A 19,291-nucleotide genomic window follows, 5' to 3' on the forward strand; every position below is an offset into this window, starting at 1 on the left:
CTCACCTCGCTCCCGTTCCCGCGGCGTGCTCGCGGTGAACCGACTCCAGGAACCGGACCGCGGTCGCGGCACCGTCCTCGGCGCGGATCCGGCGGCCGAGCCGGCCGGCTTCGGCCGCCATGGCACCATCGGTCGCTTCCCGCAACGCGGCGCTGAGCGCGTCGGGGCTGAGGTCGCGCTGCCTGATCGGCGCCGTCGCGACACCGAGCTCGCGCGCCCGCACGCACCAGGCCTCCTGCTCACTCGTGTGCGGCACCGGCACCTGCGCCACGCCCGCGGCGAGCGCGTCGTTCACCATGCCGACGCCGCCGCCATGCACTACGGCGCTCATCCTGGGGAACAGCCATTCGTAGGGGAGTTCGTCGACCAGCAGCACATTGTCGCCTAGCTTGGCGGCGTCGATGTTCGCGTCGCGTCGCACCACGGCGCGGACGTTCGTCTCGGCGACGGCCGCGCCGATGATCCGGCCTGCCTCGCCCGCGTCCCGGCTGACCAGGCTGCCGAAGCCGATGAACACCGGCTTGTCGCCGTCCATGAGAAAGCGGGTCAGTTCGGTGGGCGGTGCCCAGGAGTCCTCGGCAGGCAGATGCCAGAAACCTGATGTGGTCACCCTGCCCCGCCAGTCGGAGGCGGGTGGCACGACCAGCGGGCTGAAGGCGTGGATGAACGGGACCCGGCCGCCGGAGGGGGTGCGCAGGCGGTCATGCCTGCCGCGCCGGGGCGCGAGACCGAGCGTGCCCTCGCGCCACTGGTCGACGATCCCGCGTCCGATCTGGAAGTGACGCATCGGCAGGTAACTCAGCCGGTTGAGCGGTTCGGCGACCTTGGTGCCGAACGGAAGCAGCTCACCGGGGTAGTACCGGCTCGGCACGCAGTTCGGCCACAGCGAGCTCATCACCAGCGGTACGCGAAGCCATTCGGCGATGTGCTGGCCGAGCTCCCATTGGTAGAAGCCGGCGACGACCAGGTCGGCACCACCGACCGCGGCCAGCGCGGTGTCCTCCAGCATCGCGGGCAGCCGGGCGCGCAAGGTCTCGCGGAGCCTCGTGCTCGCCTGTCTGCCCCGCTTGCGGTAGCCCGCCTCACCGCTGCCCTGGTAGGCGATCGTGTACTGCACCTCAGGATCTTCCAGATACATCCGGATGATCTCGTCGTCTCGTCCGGCGAACTCCACCTCGTAGCGGTCGGCCAAGCCCGAGAAACGCGATGGCGCGGACAGCACCGCGTGATGGCCGCGTTTGTTCACCGCGTCGGCCAGCGCCAGATACGGCTGGACGTCGCCGCGGGTCCCGTAGGCGTAGATGAGTACCTTCAAGCTCGCCTCCGTGGCGAAGTGGCCGGTGCTGGATTGCCGTCAGCGCCGGACGGTGAAATCGACGGTCAGCTCTTCGAGTGCGAGCACGCCACCTGCGGGGTCGAAGTGCCGTAGCGGGGCGTCGCGTCGCACGCTGATCTCATGGAACCGGCTCGCCAAATGGACGATCGCCCGTGTCGCCTCGAGTTTGGCCAGATGAACACCGAGGCAGAAGTGCACCCCGCGCCCGAAGCTGAGATGCGGGTTAGGCTCCCTGGTCACGTCGAACCGGTCCGGATCGACGAAGCGCCGCTCGTCGCGATTGGCCGAGATGATCCACGGGATGACCATCTGCCCCGCCGGGATCCGGACTCCGTCCAGTTCGGTGTCCACTGTGCTCCAGCGGGCCGCCCTGGCGAAAGGTGGCCTGCAGCGCGCGATCTCTTCGACAGCGGACTCGATCTTCGCTGTGTCGGGACGAAGGCGGCCGAGCAGTCCAGGGTGCTCGTCGAAGCAGAGCACCGCGCTGGTGAGCAGCGAGCATGTGGTCAGGTCACCGCCGGTGAGCAGCAACCGGAGGAAGCCCGCTATCTCATCGTCGGACAGTGGGACGCCGTCCACGCTGGCCTCGGCCAGCTCGGTGATGAGGTCGTCCTTCGGTGCGGCCCTGCGCTGGGCGAGCTGGTCGAGCAGATACTCGCGCATGGGGGACAGGACCGTGCCGGTGATGTCGTCCGGTGCATCGTGTTCCACGGATCGGGTGCGCTTTCCCCGCCGCTGGGCGAAACTCCACTGTTTGAACAGCGGCACATCCGCGACGGGCAGGCCGAGCACACTCGCGATGACAGTGGCAGGCAGCCGATAGGCGAACTCATCGACGAAATCGACCCCTTCGGTGCCGGAAAGCTCGTCGAGCAGTGTGCTCGCCACCCGGTCGACCTCGGTTCTGAGCGCGCCGATCGCCGAGGCGGTGAACCGGTTGCTGACCACTCCGCGCAGCCGGTTGTGCCGGGGCGGGTCGAGCAGCGCGAAGTTGCCGTCGATGAGGTCGTCGTTGACCGAGATCTCCGACGGGAACTCGCTCGAGTACGCCAGCCGATCGGTCAGTACCCGATTGGCCCCCTCATAGGAGAAGACGTGCCAGGCGCCGGAACCGGGATCGAAGATCACCGGTTCGGTGGCCCGCTGATGCGCACCCCAGTCGTGCAGCGCGCGTACGGGATCCTGCGGTTCACTGCCGGCCGTCACGACCGATTTCGTCATGGTGGTAACCCCCGGGTCATGGGGTGGGGACGCGGGCGGCTAGCCCGCGCCCCCACCTTCGTGGTCAGCCGTTCAGCTGCTGATTCAGCAGGTGATCGAGCCGGTCGAAGCGGGCAGGTCGCTCTCTTCGATGTCGACGATCAGGTTCTGCAGATCGCGGATGTTCTCCATGGTTCACACCTCCTCGTTCACGGGTGTTCAACGGAAGTGGCTGGACTGGTTCAGCAGGTGATCGAGCCGGTCGAAGCGGGCAGGTCGCTCTCTTCGACGTCGACGATCAGGTTCTGCAGATCGCGGATGTTCTCCATCGTTCACACCTCCTTTTGCGGTGAGTAGTGCTGGTTGGAAGCCCGGTCGGTGAAGAACGGCAGGAACCTTCCGGTCCCGCCGGTGCAGGCCGTGGTGGCGAGCAGTACCCCGGCGACCCCGGTGGCGAGGTCCATCGAAACGCGCAGGCCGAACTCGCCGGGAAAGGCAAGATGTCCTTGGTACGAGAGCGCGTGCCACGACTGGCGGGCCAGGTGCCGGGAGATCAGGTCGGTGAAACCGAGACCCGGATCCCGCCTGCGGTTGCGTTCGAGCGCGGCGATCAGGCCGGCGCGGCCGTTGAACAACTGGGGCTGTAGCACGAACTCGCTCGTGCAGGCCTTCAGCAAGGCCGGTAACTGCTCCGCGGCGCGTCCGCCGTCCACGTGCCGCGACAGTTCGTCGATGGCGAGCGCGATGCCCGCGCTGCCACCGTCGAGGTAGGCGAGGGTGCGCACACCCTTCTCCTCAACCAGCAGCGCCCCGGTATCGGCGAACACGCAGCCGTCGAGATCGCGGTCCACGGCGCGGGTGGCCAGTCTGAGGTACGCGTCGTCGTTGGTGTGCTCGTACAACCTGGTGAAGAGCAACGCCGGGCCGGACCAGCCGTGCATGAGCCCGGTTTTGGCCGGGCGCCGGTCATCTCGCGGCTCCGCCAGCCGCGAGGCCAGCTCGGTGGCGATGCCGATCGCGGCGGTGGCGAGGCGATCGTCGTCGTGACGACCGGCGAAGTGAAGCAGGTTCAACCCGATCCCGGAGAGGCCTTTGAAAAGCCCGATGTCCTTGACCAGCGCGGCATTCGCTTCCCTGTCCAGCAGCTCGGCCGCGGCATCCTGATAACCGAGGAAATCGAGTGCGAACGCCACCCCGTGCAGGCCGTTGTAGAAGCCGGGAGGCTGGTGCTCGGTGCTCATCGCGGTTGTGACGAACCATTCTTCGGAGCGCGCGTCGCGTCTGCCGGCCACCGCGAGCGCCCAGAGGATTCCCCCGGCGCCGTGTGCGAGGTTGATGGCACCGCCCGCGCGGAACTGCGCCGAGTCACCGGGGAACAGCCGATCGGAGCGCTGCGGGTCGGCCGATGCCAGAATCGCCTCGCACATCGAGGCCGTCTGCTGCGTCCAGTCGGCCGCGTCCAGGTCCACTTCGAGTGGCTCGCCACCGAGTTCCGGCGGTGACGGCGGGCGCAGCGCGCGGTCGGTCAGCGTGGCGCGGATGCCCTCGAGAAAGCCTGTGGGGACGTCGAACCGCTCGGCGATGACGCTGAGCTGCTCACCTGCCTTGTGCTCGTCGAACACCCGCATCTTCTCCAACGGGAAGAACAACGCGCACTTGAGCGCGGCCAACGCGTAGTCGTCCAGCTGCCTGCCGCTGGCACGCTCACCCGCGATGAATCCCATGGTACCCATCGCGGGCCGATAGTCGTGGTCGGTGAGGTCATAGGTCATCTCGAAGTCGATCAGGCACACCGAGCCGTCGGGGCGCACCATGACGTTTCCGAAGTGGAGATCCCCGAAGCCGATGTTCTTCGCATGCATGCGCTCGAGGATCTTTTCGATCTCCGCCAGTATGCGCAGTGCCTCGTGCGCGTATGCGGCGCAGGCGGACGGCTCAGGGGTGTCGAAGAGGATCATCGGGTGGTTCTTGGCCATCCAGACCCACAGGTTCGTGCCTTCCACGTACTCCATGGCCAGGAACTTGTGCCCGCCCGCCTCGAAGTAGCCGTGCCAGGCCGGGATGCCGTCGATGCCGGCAAGCTTGGTCAAGGCGTCGTGCTCCCGGTCGAGCCTGCTGACCGCGTCGCCGTTTCCCCGGTCCAGGCCTGCCAGGCCGCGCGCCTCTTTGAGCACGACCTGGAGCCCGTCCGACGGCCGCTCGGCGAGATACACGCCGCCGCCGTTGGAGAAGTGCAGTGCCTTGGACACCCGGTAAGGGAAGCTTTCCGTGGCTCGGTGCGCTTGGTCGCTGGCGCCGAGGAAATCGGGAAGCCTCACCCAATCAGGAACCTTGAAGGAGGTGCCTCGGACATCCGGAACCAATTCGCCGGCAGAGTTGGCGAGCGCTGCGACAAGATCCCCTTCGGCGTCCATGCAGTAAGCCTCGATAAAGGAACCATAGCGTACGAAAAGAGGAGATTCTCGCCAGCGGAGATCGCTGAGTATCGCTGGGCCGCGCACTTCCGAGAGAATGTCCTCCAGGTCTATGAGAGTCTTCTCAAGACTGTTCTCATCGCTCGGATAGATGGTGATCAGCTTTCCGCTCGCGCTGCGCGGTGCGTATTTCGAGTTGACCGCGAGGTAGGTTTTCTTGGTAGCCAGGTGCTTGAACGGCAACCCATGCCGGACGCAGTAGTCCCACACGGCCGAGCAGGTGCTGTCGAGCTCTGACGTGCTCGCGGTCACGTGAATTTTCCAGCCCTGTGCGGGAAGATTCGCGGTGATCGGGTGGAGGTGGGTCCAGAAGCCCCGCTCGCGCCGTCGCCAGCCCTCGGGGACCGGTCGTCGCGAAACCTGCAAGGCGCTGAGCGTGGGATCCCAGCGGTCCGGGGTCTCGTAGAATACCGGATCCGCGAAGCAGTAGACCTGACGTGCGGCAACACTCATGGTTGGCAAACCTCGAATTTGTTTCGTACTGAGCGAAGAACAAGTCTGGGGCACTGGCAAATGTGCGCAGATTGATTCTTTCTTCGTATACCAGTCTGGTCGCGGACAACCTGGTCGTCAAGTGGATTTCTTGGGGTTTTCGTCTTTTCTGGCGAGTTCCGCGCGCATTTCCTCGATATCGCGCAGTAATACCGGTAAAGGTGCAGCGCCGCGAGCGTCCGAACGGCCCGTGGTGACGCTGGTCGCCCGCTGGGTGGCGGAGATGACCACATTGGACCGTTCGCCGAGCAGCTTGAGGTTCCGCTGGTGCACCGGGTTGTCTTCGACCCCGGGCGGCAACGACGGCGCGAATCCGATCGGGATGCTCGCCGCGTGCACGATCACCATGCTGGGTGAGTCGGCCAGCCCCGTCGCCGCGCGCGAGAGATAGTGCAGCGAAGCCGGGTAGACCGCGATCGCGTCTGCCCATTCGCCCAGATCGACGTGCAGCGCGGTGGGCGCCGCGTCGTCGGGCCACTCGTCGACGTACACCTCGTTCGAGGTCAGCGCGCTCACTGCCTGCTTGGTGGTGAAACGCAGCGCGGACCTCGTGACGATGGCACGGATCTCGAGGTCCGGATAGCCGCTCCGCAGCCAGGTCAACCAGTACGGCAGGTGGACGGACTGGATCGCGCCGGTGATGACCATCAGCAGCTTCCGCGCGCCGAACGCGGGCTTGGCCTGCTCGGTCTTCCGGGTTTCGCCGCTCATGCCACGGCCTCCGTTCCCGCGGGCGGCGGATCGAGCCGCGGCAGGCCTGCCGCGGCGGCGCCGGGGAGTCCGGCGTCGGGTGCGACCTGATAGAGCCTGGCGTGATCGGCGGTGCACACCGGTCGGTCGCCGCCCTCGGCCTCGATCGTGACCGCGAGTACGAGTTCGAGGAAGCCCCGTGGGCGCACCTTGCTGGCACCGATCTTGGCGGTCGCGCGCACCCGAGCGCCCACCGGTGTCGGCGCGGGGAACCTGATCCGGTCGAGCCGGTAGTTCAGTCCCAGCGTCGTCCAGCTCAGATCCAGCAGCTCCGACGTCAGGTACGGGATGAGGGCCAGCACGTAGAAGCCGTGCGCGACCGGTACCCGGTACGGCCCGGCCGCGGCTGCGGCGGTGTCCAGGTGGATGCGCTGCCAGTCCCTGGTGACATCGGCGAACTTCCGCACATCGTCCTGGGTGACCTCATGCCAGTCGCTGTATCCCAGCTGCGTGCCTTCCCGCTCGGCGAACCAGTCCGCCACTTCCGTCAACCCGGCCATTCCGACCGCCCCTTCCGTTCGTGGTGTTCCCCGCTGCCAGGTGGGTCAGCGGCCCATCGCGTGCACGCCGCCGTCGACATGCACGATTTCCCCTGTCGTGGCGGGGAACCAGTCGGACAGCAGCGCCACGCAAGCACGTGCGGTCGAGGTCGCGTCGGTCTCGTCCCAGCCCAAGGGAGCCAGTTCGCTCCAGTGCGTGCCGTCGCCGGTGCTGAGCAAGGTCCTGGCGGCGGAGGTGCGCAGCGGTCCCGCGGCGACCAGGTTCACCCGGATTCCGTGCTGGCCCAGGTAACGCGCGAGGTAGCGTGCGGTGGATTCGAGCCCTGCCTTGGCCACGCCCATCCAGTCGTAGCCGGCCCACGCGGTGGCCGCGTCGAAGTCCATCCCGACGACGCCAGGGCTGTTTCCTTGACGTAGCAACGGAAGTACCGCGCCCGTCAAAGCCTGCAATGAGTAGGTCGAGGTGCGCAGGGTGGTCGCGACGTCGGTCCACGGGGTGCGGAGGAAGTTCCCGCCCAGCGCCGAGTCCGGCGCGTACGCGATCGAGTGGAGCAGACCGTCGAGATGATCGGTGTACTCGCCGAGGCGGTCCGCCAGCGAATCCAGCTGGGTCTCGTCGGTGACGTCCAGCTCGACGACCGGCGTGGGTGACGGCAGCCGCCTGGCCATCCGCTCCACCAGCCCGAGGCGCCCATATCCGGTGAGCAGGACCGTGGCACCCGCTCGTTGCGCCTCCGCGGCCACGTGGAAGCCGATCGACGCCGTGGTGATGAGGCCGGTCACCAGCACGGTCCGGCCCTCGAGCAGCCGCGTCATCGCTCCACCGTGAGTCCGCCGTCGATCGGCAGCACGGCGCCGGTGATGTATCCGGCGCCTTCACCCGCCAGGAAAGCGATCACCTCGGCCACCTCGTCCGCTGTCCCGAAACGGCCCATCGGGATTCGCGACGCCGCGGCGGATCTGACGGTGTCGGGCAGCGCGTTGGTCATGTCGGTGGTGATCCAGCCGGGAGCGACGACATTGACCGTGATGTTGCGCGAGCTCAGTTCGAGTGCCATCGACTTGGCGAAGCCGACCATGCCCGCCTTCGCGGCGGCGTAGTTCGCCTGGCCGCGTGAGCCGATGAGCGCCGAGGCCGAGGCCACCGCGATGAAGCGGCCACCGCGCCTGCGGAGCATGGGCCGGATCGCGCGACGTGCCACCTGGAAGGTGCCGGCCAGGTTCGTACTGAGTACCTCGTCGAAGTCCGTCGCCGTCATCGTCGCGACGAGGCGGTCCCTGGTGATGCCCGCGTTGGCGACGACGATCTCGACTGGGCCGAGCTCGTGCTCGATCCGGGTGAAGGCGGCATCGACCTGCTCGGCGTCGCGGACGTCGCACCGCACCGCGAAGACGTCCGGCGGGGCCTCGCTGGAATGGTGCGTCACCGCAACCCGCATGCCCGCGGTCCTCAGCGCGCGGGCCGTCGCCAGGCCGATTCCCCGGTTTCCCCCGGTGACCAGCGCTACCTTTCCCATCAGTGGCTCCTTTCGAGGTCCTGCTCGGCGAGATGGTCTGCCAGCGCGACGATCGTCGGGCGGTCCAGCAGCACCTCGGGATCGAGCCGGTGGCCGAGCGAAGTGCGCACCGACCTGATCACGCCCAGGCTCATCAGCGAGTCCATCCCCAGTGAGAAGAGGTTCTGCTGCACGTTGAGCGCCGCGGGGTCCGCTCCCATCGCGTCGGCGACGAGCCGTCGCAACTCCTCGCGGAGCTGTTCGCGTCGGTCCCCGCCGGTGCGCGCAGACTCGCTGGGCGCGGTACCCGTTGTTTCAACGGCGGCAAGCTCGGCGAGCAGCGGGCTGCGCAGCGCCAAAGCGAAGGAATCGTCGATAGCAGGCCAATCGGCGTCGGCCAGCACCAGCCGCGGCGCTCCCATCGGGTTTTCCAGCACCGGGCCGACTGCCGCCACGGCCGCGCGACCTGGCATCAGGCGCAGCCCCGACGCCAGTATCACCTGTTCGTGCGCGGTGCCGGCGATGCCGTCGGCGCAGGGCCCGAAATCCACGCTCCACAATGGAGCGCCATCGTTCGCGCGTGCCTGGGCGAACGAGTCCATGTAGCAGCTGGCGGCCGCGTAGTGCGCGAGTCCGCGTGAACCGAGCAAGCCGGTGGTCGAGGAGAAGCAGAAGACACCGGCGCCGTGTGCGGCCGCCAGCTCGCCGATCGTGTGCAGGCCGTGCACCTTGCCGCGGAACATCGCGGCCAGCAAGGGTTTCGACAGGTCCGCGATATCCGCGATGGATTCGTCGAAGACCGCGTGGTAGACGCAGCGAAGCGGCGGCAGATCGGCGCCGAAGCGGGAGAACACCGCCTCGAGCGCGGCACGGTCGGCGATATCGGCCCGCGCGTCGATCACCTTCACTCCCGACGCACGGAGCCGATCGGCTCGGTCGGCGGCCGGACCGCGCAGGCCTGCTCTGGACAGCACGACCACACACCGCGCGCCGCGCCCGGCCAGGTCGTCGAGCAGGTGGGGAGCCAGCCGTCCGGTGCCGCCGACCAGCAGATGGCTTCCTGAGGTGCGTTCCACCACCGCCCGCAGCGCCCGTGCCCGTGGCTGTAGCACCGGCACGAGGCGTTCACCGTTACGGTAGGCCGCCTGTGCGCCTGGCTCGGAGCCGAGTAACTCGCTGTGCACAGCCTCGGCGTCGACGGCGTCGGCGAGGTCGAGGACGCCGCCCCAGAGACCGGGGTGCTCCAACGCCGCGCTGCGGCCGATTCCCCAGAGCACCGCCTGTGCCGGGTTCGAGTCACGTTCGTCGCCCAGTACCTGCGCCCGGTTCGTCACGAAGTGCAGCCGGGCTCGTTGTTGCGGGGAGTTGGCCAGGTTCTGGATGAGTTCGACCGACTCGGTGGCGAGCCGGAGCGCGTCCGCGGGGGAATCTCCGTCGGCCGCCAGCGCGCCGGTGTAGAGCACCCGGTCGTACGGCCGTGCTCGCCGGTGTGCCGGAAGGCGGCCCGGAGCGGCCAAGTCGAAGTCGGCACCCAGCCGCCGCAGTCCGGCCGCCAGCCCGTCCTCCTGCCCGACGATCAGCCAAGTCTCGGCAGGGCGGGCAGCACGCTCCGGCAGCGCGCTGCGGCGCCAGGTCAGTTCGTGCGCCCAGGCTGGATCGGGGCGGACGGTCCCGGTGATCGGCGTCAGCCGTACCTCGGTGAGCAGGGCGACCTGGTCGCCCTTGACGTCCCACAGACCCAGCTCGGCGGAGGCGCCATCGCCCCGCTCGGTGAGCCGGACCGCGGCCCGTACCGGTGTGCCGGCACCCCAGCGGGTGATCGATCCGAAGCCCGCGATCGTCATCGGGACGGCGCTTCCCGGCGGCATGGCCGAGGCGATCACCTGCATCGCGCCGTTCACCAGTACCGGGTGCATCCGGTACCGGTCATCTGCCGTGACGGTCCCGGGAAGCCTGAGCTCCGCCTCGGCGTAGCCGGCGGCAGCTCGCAGGCGGTGCACCGCGCGCAGGCCCTCACCGAATTCCACACCGGACGCGGCGAGGTCCTCGTACCATCGGGAAACGGAAACTTCACGCAGGCCGACGTCGTCAGGGGAGAACCACACACCACCGGGTGCGGCGTCCGCGTGCACCCGAGCCGACGCGCACTGCGTCCAGGCGCCGTGGTCGTCAGTGCGGTAGTGGATGTGCAGGGTGGCGGCGGCCGCACCCGGATCGCGCCGGCATATCGCCTGCAGCACGAGCGTGCGGTCGGCGGGCAGCGGACGGTGCAGCACCAGGTCCCTGATCACCACGGCGGAGAAGCCGAGCCGGTGCGCCGCCGCGAGCGCGACCTCGCCGAGCACCGAGGCCGGGACGATCCTGCTACCGGCCACCACGTGCTGGCTCAGCCAGGCGAGCGCGGACGGCCGGAGATCGGCCTGCGTCACCTGGGTGCCGGGTTGGTCGGCGGGCTCGACCACGGTGCCGAGCAGCGGGTGATCCGAGGCGACGGCGAGCGGACCGGTGGCGTGTGCGTGCCAATACGGCGTGCTGTCCCAGCGCCGTGGCGGCAAGGGGACCAATGCCGCTCGCGTCCATGCTCCCTTCCAGGCTATCGGCTGACCAAGACAGTGCAGGCGCGCGGCGGCGAGCGCGAACATCGCGCGGTCGTCGGCGCCCCGGCGCAGCGTGCCCAGCACGGCAGGATCGGGCACGCCGGCCGCGGCCAGGCTGTCGGCCAAAGCGGTCGTCAGTACCGGGTGTGGGCTCACCTCCAGCAGCAGTGAATGCCCCGACTCGGCCGCCGCGGCGACCGCCTGCCGCAGCAGCACCGGGCTGCGGAGGTTGGACGCCCAGTACCGCTCGTCGGGCGCGTCGGTCTTGAGCGTGCCGGAAACCGTTGAATAGAAGGGGATTCGCGGTGCGCGCGTGGGTATTCCGGCGAGCTCGCCGAGCACATCGGCGAGGATGGCATCGACCTGAGGCGAGTGTGAGGCGACGTTCACCTGGACGGCCAGCATGTCGACAGCCGCGGCGGCGGCCACCTCGCCGAGCCGGTCGATCGCGTGCGGAGATCCGGAGACCACCGTCGACAGTGGACTGAGCGTCGCGGCGACCGCGAGCTGAGCGTCGAGCGCCTCGTCACGAATCCAGCGGCCGACCGTGCCGGTGTCCGCGCGCACCACGGCCATCCGGCCGTCGCCCTCGATCCGCTTCAGCAGTGCTGATCGGCGGCAGGTCGTCTTCGCTCCGTCGCGTGCGCTCAGCGCGCCGGCGACCACTGCGGCGGCCACCTCGCCCATGGAGTGGCCGATCACCGCGACGGGTACCACACCGTGCGCCTGCCAGCTGGCGGCCAACGCGACCTGCACCGCGAAGAGCGCGGGCTGCACCACGGCGACATCTTCGAACGCGTCCGAAGCCAGTGCCGCACGCAGTGAGAAGCCCGACTCCGCCATGATCACCGGTTCCAGCTCGTCGATCATCGCGGTGAAGTCCGGATCGTGGTCGAGCAGGGCGGTCGCCATGCCGGTCCACTGTGAGCCCTGACCGGAGAAGACGAACACCGGACCCGCCGAGTCCCGGATCTGGCCCCGCACAACGGCTTCATGGTCTTCGCCCGCGGCTATCGCTCGCAACCCGGCGGTGAGGCAGGCACGATCGGTCGCGAGCACGCCCGCCCGCACCGGCCCGTGGGAACGGCGCAACGTCAGCGTGTGCGCTATGTCCATTGCGGATTCCGGCATCCTCGTGCTCAGGCAGGCCAGCTGCTCGGCCGCGGCTCTCAGGCCTTCGGTGCTACTCGCCGAGACCAGCGCGATCGGCGCTGTGCCGTCGTCTGCTCGCGCGGGACGTGCGGCGGCCACGGGCGCCTGTTCGAGTACCGCGTGCGCGTTCGCGCCACCGAAGCCGAACGAGCTCACCGCTGCTCGCCGTGGGTGGGCGCGGTCGGGCCATGCGGTGTGCCCGGTGAGCACTTCGAGCGGTCTGGCCGCCAGTTCCAGCCTGGGGTTGAGGGTGGTGAGATTCAGATTGCCCGGAAGTTCGGCGTGGTGCAGCGCCAGCACGGTCTTGATGAACCCGGCCACTCCCGCCGCGGCTTCGAGGTGGCCGAGGTTGGTCTTCACGGCACCGAGCAGCACCGGCTGGTCCGCGGGCCTGCCGGGGGAGAGCACCGCGGAGAGCGCCTTGACCTCCATCGGGTCGCCGAGCGCGGTCCCGGTGCCGTGTGTCTCGACGAAATCGATCGTGAGCGGGTCGATTCCGGCGGCACGGTAGGTGGTGCGGAGCAGTTCCTCCTGGGCGGCTGGCTGCGGTGCCATCAGGCCGTTCGAATGGCCGTTGGCGTTCACCGCTGTTCCCCGCACGATCGCGAGCACAGGGTCGCCATCGCGCACCGCGGCCGAAAGACGTTTGAGCACCACGACACCGCAGCCTTCGGCACGCGAATACCCGTCCGCGTGCTCGTCGAACGTCTTGCAGCGGCCATCCGAGGAGAGCACTCCGGCATCGGTGAAGCCCGCCGAGACCGCCGGGGTGAGCAGCAGGTTGACCCCGCCCGCGACGGCCAGGTCGCAATCACCGCCGAGCAGGTGGCGGCAGGCGAGGTGGATCGCCACCAGCGAACCGGAACAGGCGGTGTCCACCACCATGCTCGGCCCACGGGTGCCGAGCAGGTAGGAGATCCGGTTGGCGATCACCCCCATCGACGAGCCGGTGGCCGACCAGCCGTCGACGGCGGACACGCCGTCCGGGAGATACTCGACGGCCGAGGCCGCCATGAACACGCCGGTCTTGGTTCCCGCCAAAGCCCGCGGCGGGATGCCCGCGTCTTCGAGCGCCTCCCAGGTCACCTCGAGCGCCAGTCGCTGCTGGGGATCGGTGACCGTCGCCTCACGCGGCGAGATGCCGAAGAACGCCGCGTCGAAGCCCGCGATGTCGTCGAGGAAGCCCCCAAGCCCCGCGGCCCCGGCGATCAGCGCCGCCACTTCGGGGTCCTGCTCGGCGTAGGACTCCCATCTGCCAGGCGGGATCCGGCGGATGCCGTCCCTGCCTTCGCTGAGCAGCCGCCAGTACATTTCGGGGCCGTGCACGGCACCGGGGAACCGGCAGCCCAGGCCGATGACCGCCACGGGGTCGTCGTCTTGCACGGCTTCGGTAGGAGTGTGGTGCGCGGCCGCATGTCGGTGCGCCGCCATGGCCGACACGTGGTCGGCGAGAACCGCGATCGTCGGATACTCGAAGACGGTATCGGGTGCGACAGCCTGGCCGACATGTTCGCTCAGGTCGCCGGTGAGCGTGACGATGTCGGTCGAACTGAGCCCGAACTCGTCGAGTGGGCGCATGGTGTTCACCGCGTGCTCCGGTATGGCGAGATGTCGCGCCACCCAGCCGATCAGCCAGGCACGGACGGCGCCGCCGGTGTCGTCGGTCGTCATGGTGTTCCCCCAGAGGTGTGGTGCCGGCCTGGTGCCGCCGGCTAGAGCGCGACAGGGTTCTCGTCGAGGAACTTCCTCAGCAGCGTGCTCGCGTCGACCTTGTCCTGCGGCGGAACCAGGTCGAGGCGCTGCCGGTCCGCGCTGGTCAGCGCGTCGTAGTACTCCGCGCGGAGTATCGAACCGACCACGGCGTGGTGGTACTGGCCGTCGAGGAAGAAGTAGTCGCGCAGTATCCCTTCGACGGTGATCGGACCGGAGGTGAAGATCTGCACCATGCGCTTGTTGAACGAGGCCGTCAGCAGGTGGATCCGATGCGCGTTGCGCTGGTGGAAGAGGTGGTCGAGCAGCAGCAGCACGGACTCGACGCCGTAGCCCAGTCCCCAGAGCTCGGGCTCGCCGATCGCGTTGCCGACCTCGAAATGACCGTCGTAGGTCATCGGGCGCCAGTTGACGCCGCCCACGGTTTTGCCTTCGCGATCCCTGACCATGAGGAAATGGGTTTGTGCCTGTTCGGCCGCTTCGCGCAGTTTTGGACCGGTGAACGGCTGGACCTGGCCCGAGGAGTACACCGAAGAGATCGAGGAAGACCAATCCGCCAGTGTCGCGTAGTCGGCGTCGGTCAATGCCGGATGCAGCGATACGAGTTCGCCTTGCACTTGGATTGCCTCACAGTCGTGTGTGCGTGAAAATTCTGAGAATCCGCTGTGACATGTCGCTCGGTTAAAATGCCGCCGTCGCGCGCTGCGCGAATATGATCAATGTGCGCGCCGCCTCGTCGCTTTTAAATTGCTACCGGCCTGGCCGGGGGTTGTCAAGTGGTGGATCTATCGATGTCGCGCCGAATTGTGGCGAGCACGCCGCGGCAGCTTCATGCAGTGCGTTGACAGGTTCGACGCTTGCTGCTTCTATGGGTATTGAGTCGACATGATGAATTGTTGTACCGGGTTTTTTGGACTCGACTGAGGCTTAATCCATGGGGGGATTAATGCATCTGGGTGAAACTGATATAATGGTGTCGCGCCGCGATGGTGTGTCTGTGCCGGCTGACGCCGCGGCGACCAGCGATGATGAGGCTGTCCGCCGCGCGCTCGCCGAGGCCTTCATGGCCGACCTGAACGGCCTGGACGCGACGAATGCTCGCCGGGTCCACTTCGTCGACCTGCAGCGCGGGCGGTACTCCGTCGTGCTCGTCTGCCAGTCGATCGAGCTGCCGCTCTCAACCTACTATGCGGTTAAGAAGCGGCAGCGGGCTCCTTCCTCGCGGGCTGAGCGAGATCGTGTATTGCATGAAGCCATTGCTGAGATATGGCTGGAGAGCGACAAGAAATATGGCGTTCGAAAAGTGTGGAAGGAATTGAAATCCCGGGACTTCATCGTTGCCCGTTGCACAGTGGAGCGGTTGATGAGGAATTCGGGAATGCGTGGATCCACGCGTGCTCGCTATTCGGCGGAAGATGTAGAATCCTGAAATCATAAAGGTTCATCGGTCTGGTCGCTGAATGAAGTGGTCGGGCCTGGCCGAACACGCTCATTTGTGAGGCCGCTTTCGTCGAACGCGGATGGCGCGTCTTTCTCTGGGGAGAGTTCATGTCCAGCAATACCGGTCGGGCTCATGGCGGCGCCGTGATTCCCGCGTCGGGCCCCGCGCTGACGCCCCGTGATCTCGCGACAGGCGCCCGCCGGGTGGCCGCGACGCTGAGCGGTCTCGGGATCGGACCACAGGCACGAGTGGCGCTGTGCGCACAGAACTCGGCCGGCTTCGCTTGGACGTTGCTCGGCCTGCTGGCCTTTGGCTCTGGCATCGTGCTGGTCGATCCGGGGCTGCCGGGCAGCCGGGTCGCCGAGATCGCGGACGAAGCGGACGCGGGCCTGCTCGTGATCGACGATGACCGGCACGCGAGCTCCTGCCTGGCACGAGGTCTTCCGCGTGAACGGGTCGTCACCGTCGCCGCACTGGTGTCCGGCGAGTCGCCGGAAGACGGCTCCCGCCTGTGCTTCGACCGGTGGTCGGCACGGGAAGACGGCTTGATCAGCTGGTCGTCGGGATCCACCGGGCAGCCCAAGGCGATCGTGCGTTCCGGCGGTTCCATCATGGCCAATGTCGCCCGCTCGGCGAGCCGCATGGACTACACGGGCTCCGATGTGCTTGCCCCGTTGCTGCCCTATTCGCACCAGTACGGCATGTCCCTCATCCTGCTCGCGGCCACGGCACGGACTTCCTTGCTGATCGCGCCGGCAGGCAGGCTGGACCGTGCACTGGCGTCGGTGGCCGCCGAAGGGGCGACCGTCGTCGACGCCACCCCCGCCACCTACCGGAGTGTGGTGAACTTCCTCGCCCGGCGCCCTGGCCTGGCCGGCGCACTCGGGCGCGTGCGCATGTGGTGTTCAGGCGGCGCGCCACTGCCGGACGACCTGCGGCGAGCGTTCGCCGCCGCGACCGGTCGCCTGCTGCTCGACGGCTACGGCAGTACCGAACTCGGCAACGTCGCGCTCGCGGGTCCGCGAGAGCCGTCGGCCTGTCCGCCGCTCGACGGGGTGCGCGCCTGGGTGAGCGGACCGGACGGCGGCGAGCTGCCCGCCGGTCAGGTGGGTGAGGTCTGGGTCGACTCGCCGGATCTGATGCGGGGCACGCTGGAGCACGGTGTCCTGCGCTCAGTGCCGCCCGGCCCGTTCCGCACCGGCGACATCGGACTGGTCGACGAGCGCGGGAGCCTGCGGGTGGTGGGCCGTGAGGGAGCGGTGCACCGTCGCGGATACACGCTCTATCCCGACTATCTGGCGCATCGGGCGGAAGAGCTCGGCTACGCGGTACGTGTGGTGCCGCTCGAGCACAGCACGGACGACTGCCGCCTGGTCTTCGTTGTGGAGGACCCCGCCATGCGGGGGATCGAGAGCTGGCGCCGCCGGTTCGGTGAGGTGCTCGCCCGGCACGAAGGTCCCGATCGTGTGCTGGTGGTGCGCAGGCTGCCACGGCTGGCCAACGGAAAGCCCGACAACGCGCGGATCGCCGAGATCGTGCGGAGTGAAACCGCCCAGCGCCGGAACCGGCCACGAGCACAGCACGGAGCCGGGACGTCCGTCGAACCCGAAGGGATGCGCGCATGACACGCAAAGTGGTGGTGACCGGTCGCGGTGTCGTCTCACCGATCGGCCACGACTGGCAGACGACCTGGGAAAACCTGATCAAGGGTGTCAGCGGGATCCGGGCGCTCGGCACCGTGGACGTCAGCGGCCTGCCGGTGCGGATCGGCGGTGAGGTCGTCGGCCTCGACGTGACCGAGCTGCCGCTCAAGCTCGTCCGGCGCACCGACAGCTCGGTCCATATCGCTCTGGTCGCCGCACGGGAAGCGGTGCGCGACGCCGGGCTCGAGATCGGGCCGGACCTGGCGCCGCGCACCGCGGTGGTGCTCGGCTCGGCAGGCGGGCCGACGAAGCTGTCCGCCGCCGCCACCGCGGCGCTGGCGGACCGCGGCGCCAAAGGGCTGAGCCCGTACTACTTCCCGGGTAGCTCGGTGGACAGCGCGGCCAGCGAAGTGGCGCTGTACTTCGGTGCGCAGGCGGCGTCGATCTGCATGGTCACCGCCTGTGCCACCGGAGCCACCTCGATCGGCGAGGCGATGAAGCTGATCATCGACGGCGATGCCGACGTGGTCATCGCGGGTGGCGTCGACGACACGATGACGCGACTCGACATCACCGGCGCGGCGATGTCCAGGGCACTGTCGCGCCGCAACGACGATCCGGCGGCCGCGTGCCGTCCGTTCGACCGGGACCGCGACGGGTTCGTGATGAGCGCGGGCGGTGGTGTCGTCGTGCTCGAAGGCGCGGACCACGCGCTCGGCCGTGGTGCGCGGATCCACGCCGAGCTCGCCGGCTACGGCACGACCACCGACGCCTTCCATATCACCGCGCCGCAGCCGGAAGGGCTTTCCGCGCAGCGCGCCATGCGGATCGCGCTCGGCAAAGCCGGGCTCTCCCCGTCGGAGATCGACTACGTCAACGCGCACGGTACTTCGACGAAACTCAACGATACGACCGAGATCAGGGCATTGCGCGGGGTCTTCGGCGAGCGGGCGACGCACTTGCCCGTGAGTTCCATCAAAAGCATGACAGGGCACATGCTCGGTGCGGCTGGCGCGGTGGAACTGATCACGGCGATCGAGACCATCCACACCGGCGTGGTGCCTCCGACGATCAACTGTCACGTGCCGGAGGACCCGGAGATGAACTTCGTGCCGCACCTCCCGCAGCGGCACGAGGTGAACGCTGTGATGAGCAATTCGTTCGGTTTCGGCGGCCACAACGCCGTGCTGGTCGCGCGCCGCTGGGCGGCGTGACCGTGTCCGTAGACGTGACCAAGGGAGCCAAGATGTCCGAAACGTCGATCGATCTCGACGTACTGCTCGGCAGTGCCCGCACCGAAGACGACCTGGCGCTGAACGTGATCCGCGTTCTCCTGCGCAGGTGGGACGACCTGGTCGAGGTGCTGACACTGATCGCGTCGAGACCGGCAGCGCACGATGAGCTGCGGAGGTCGATCGCCACGCTGGCCGGAGCGTCGTGGGAACTGGAACGGCATCGGCCGCGCACGGTGTCCGAGGTCGCTGTTTTCCTGCCCTCCAACAATGTTCTCTACTCCTACATCCTGTTCGGCGTCATCCCCGCCGCCTTCACGGGACAGGTGGTCATGCGGCCGTCCGCGCGGGTCGCGGACGTCACCCGCGCCGTGCACCTGATCCTGAGCACGGATCCGCTGCTGGCGGGACGGCTGCCGATCGAGTTCGCCGAGCTGTCACAGCGGAACTTCCTCGTCCGGTGCGCCACGGCGGACGCGGTGGTGTTCACCGGCCGCCCCGAGAACGCCGAAGCGGTCGCGCGGCGGCTCGCGCCGGACACGCTGCTGCTCGCGTTCGGGTCCGGACCGAATCCGGTGGTGGCCGGCCCCCAAGCCGACCTGCCGAAGCTGATCGCGGACGTCGTGCGCGCCCGTACCTACAACTCCGGCCAGGACTGCCTGTGCCCTGACGTCGTCTTCGCGCACGAAAGTGTCGCCGATGATCTGGTCTCCGGGCTCGATGAGGCGATCACGCGGCTGTCCGTCGGCGCGAGAACCGACTTCGGAGTCGACGTCGCTCCGCTCGCCTACGACGACGCTGTGCACGAGATCGGCTTGTTCCTTGACAAGCACCAGGATGCGGTCCGCACCGGGGGGCTGGTCGACGAGGAGCGCGGGCTGGTCCAGCCGACCCTGCTCGAGCTGCGCTGGGACCCCGGGTTCCACCCACCGGAGTTCTTCGGCCCGGTGTTCTGTGTCATGCGCTATCGGGACGTGGCCGACTTGCGCCGGTGGGCGAAGGACCCGGTCGAGTTGCGCCGGGGCATGTATCTGTCGCGCTACGGCGAAGATGCGTTGACCGAGGACGTGTTCGGAACCGCCGTGGTGCTCCGCGACGAGATCACGCTCGACATCGAGAACGGCAATGCGCCGCTCGGCGGATTCGGCGTGGAAGCCAGCCATGTCCGCAACGGCCGCATGACGGTGGCCAGGCCGCTGCTGCTTTCCGCCGAACTCGGTGTAGGTGGCCTGGCGGATACGGCGCCCGCGCGATGACCGAGCCGAAAG

13 protein-coding genes are annotated in these 19,291 nt (G+C 68.2%); 4 read left to right on the forward strand and 9 right to left on the reverse strand.

What is annotated here, in order from left to right; all coding sequences use genetic code 11:
* Position 1: 1 nt before the first annotated feature.
* The 9 genes from ACFV15_RS01010 to ACFV15_RS01050 form a co-directional block, all read right to left on the reverse strand.
* A complete protein-coding gene (locus ACFV15_RS01010) occupies positions 2–1,315 on the reverse strand; it encodes a glycosyltransferase (protein WP_378348065.1) in 1,314 nt (437 codons plus the stop codon).
* Between the two features lie 39 nt (positions 1,316–1,354).
* The gene (locus ACFV15_RS01015) at positions 1,355–2,557 is read right to left on the reverse strand and encodes a cytochrome P450 (protein WP_378348066.1); all 1,203 of its coding nucleotides are present in this window, start codon (positions 2,555–2,557) and stop codon (positions 1,355–1,357) included.
* 311 nt (positions 2,558–2,868) lie between these two features.
* Positions 2,869–5,463, reverse strand: a complete 2,595-nt coding sequence (gene lanKC, locus ACFV15_RS01020) for a class III lanthionine synthetase LanKC (protein ID WP_378348067.1) — start codon at positions 5,461–5,463, stop codon at positions 2,869–2,871.
* 117 nt (positions 5,464–5,580) lie between these two features.
* Positions 5,581–6,213: a flavoprotein gene (locus ACFV15_RS01025; RefSeq protein ID WP_378348068.1), complete on the reverse strand. Its 633-nt coding sequence runs from the start codon at positions 6,211–6,213 to the stop codon at positions 5,581–5,583.
* Positions 6,210–6,752 (reverse strand): MaoC family dehydratase, encoded by a 543-nt coding sequence (locus ACFV15_RS01030; protein ID WP_378348069.1) that lies wholly within the window; start codon positions 6,750–6,752, stop codon positions 6,210–6,212. Before ACFV15_RS01030 ends, ACFV15_RS01025 begins: the two co-directional genes overlap by 4 nt.
* A 45-nt stretch (positions 6,753–6,797) precedes the next feature.
* A complete protein-coding gene (fabI, locus tag ACFV15_RS01035) occupies positions 6,798–7,568 on the reverse strand; it encodes an enoyl-ACP reductase FabI (RefSeq protein WP_378348070.1) in 771 nt (256 codons plus the stop codon).
* Entirely contained in the window at positions 7,565–8,269 is a 705-nt protein-coding gene (fabG, locus tag ACFV15_RS01040) for a 3-oxoacyl-ACP reductase FabG (RefSeq protein WP_378348071.1), read from the reverse strand. Before fabG ends, fabI begins: the two co-directional genes overlap by 4 nt.
* Entirely contained in the window at positions 8,269–13,668 is a 5,400-nt protein-coding gene (locus ACFV15_RS01045) for a beta-ketoacyl synthase N-terminal-like domain-containing protein (RefSeq protein ID WP_378348072.1), read from the reverse strand. The genes fabG and ACFV15_RS01045 overlap by 1 nt, the downstream gene beginning before the upstream one ends.
* Positions 13,669–13,709: 41 nt before the next feature.
* On the reverse strand, positions 13,710–14,324 hold the full coding sequence (locus tag ACFV15_RS01050; RefSeq protein WP_378348073.1) for a GNAT family N-acetyltransferase: 615 nt from the start codon (positions 14,322–14,324) through the stop codon (positions 13,710–13,712).
* Positions 14,325–14,653: 329 nt separating this feature from the next.
* On the opposite strand from ACFV15_RS01050, the gene ACFV15_RS01055 reads away from it, so the two are divergent.
* The 4 genes from ACFV15_RS01055 (at position 14,654) to ACFV15_RS01070 (ending at position 19,279) form a co-directional block, all read left to right on the forward strand.
* On the forward strand, positions 14,654–15,136 hold the full coding sequence (locus ACFV15_RS01055) for an IS3 family transposase (RefSeq protein WP_378348074.1): 483 nt from the start codon (positions 14,654–14,656) through the stop codon (positions 15,134–15,136).
* Between the two features lie 119 nt (positions 15,137–15,255).
* Entirely contained in the window at positions 15,256–16,773 is a 1,518-nt protein-coding gene (locus ACFV15_RS01060) for a class I adenylate-forming enzyme family protein (protein WP_378348075.1), read from the forward strand.
* The gene (locus tag ACFV15_RS01065; protein ID WP_378348076.1) at positions 16,770–18,005 is read left to right on the forward strand and encodes a beta-ketoacyl-[acyl-carrier-protein] synthase family protein; all 1,236 of its coding nucleotides are present in this window, start codon (positions 16,770–16,772) and stop codon (positions 18,003–18,005) included. The genes ACFV15_RS01060 and ACFV15_RS01065 overlap by 4 nt, the downstream gene beginning before the upstream one ends.
* A 32-nt stretch (positions 18,006–18,037) precedes the next feature.
* Positions 18,038–19,279 (forward strand): aldehyde dehydrogenase family protein, encoded by a 1,242-nt coding sequence (locus ACFV15_RS01070; RefSeq protein WP_378348077.1) that lies wholly within the window; start codon positions 18,038–18,040, stop codon positions 19,277–19,279.
* Positions 19,280–19,291 lie beyond the last annotated feature (12 nt).

Origin of the sequence: Amycolatopsis sp. NPDC059657 (assembly GCF_042734395.1) — a bacterium.
GTDB lineage: Bacteria > Actinomycetota > Actinomycetes > Mycobacteriales > Pseudonocardiaceae > Amycolatopsis.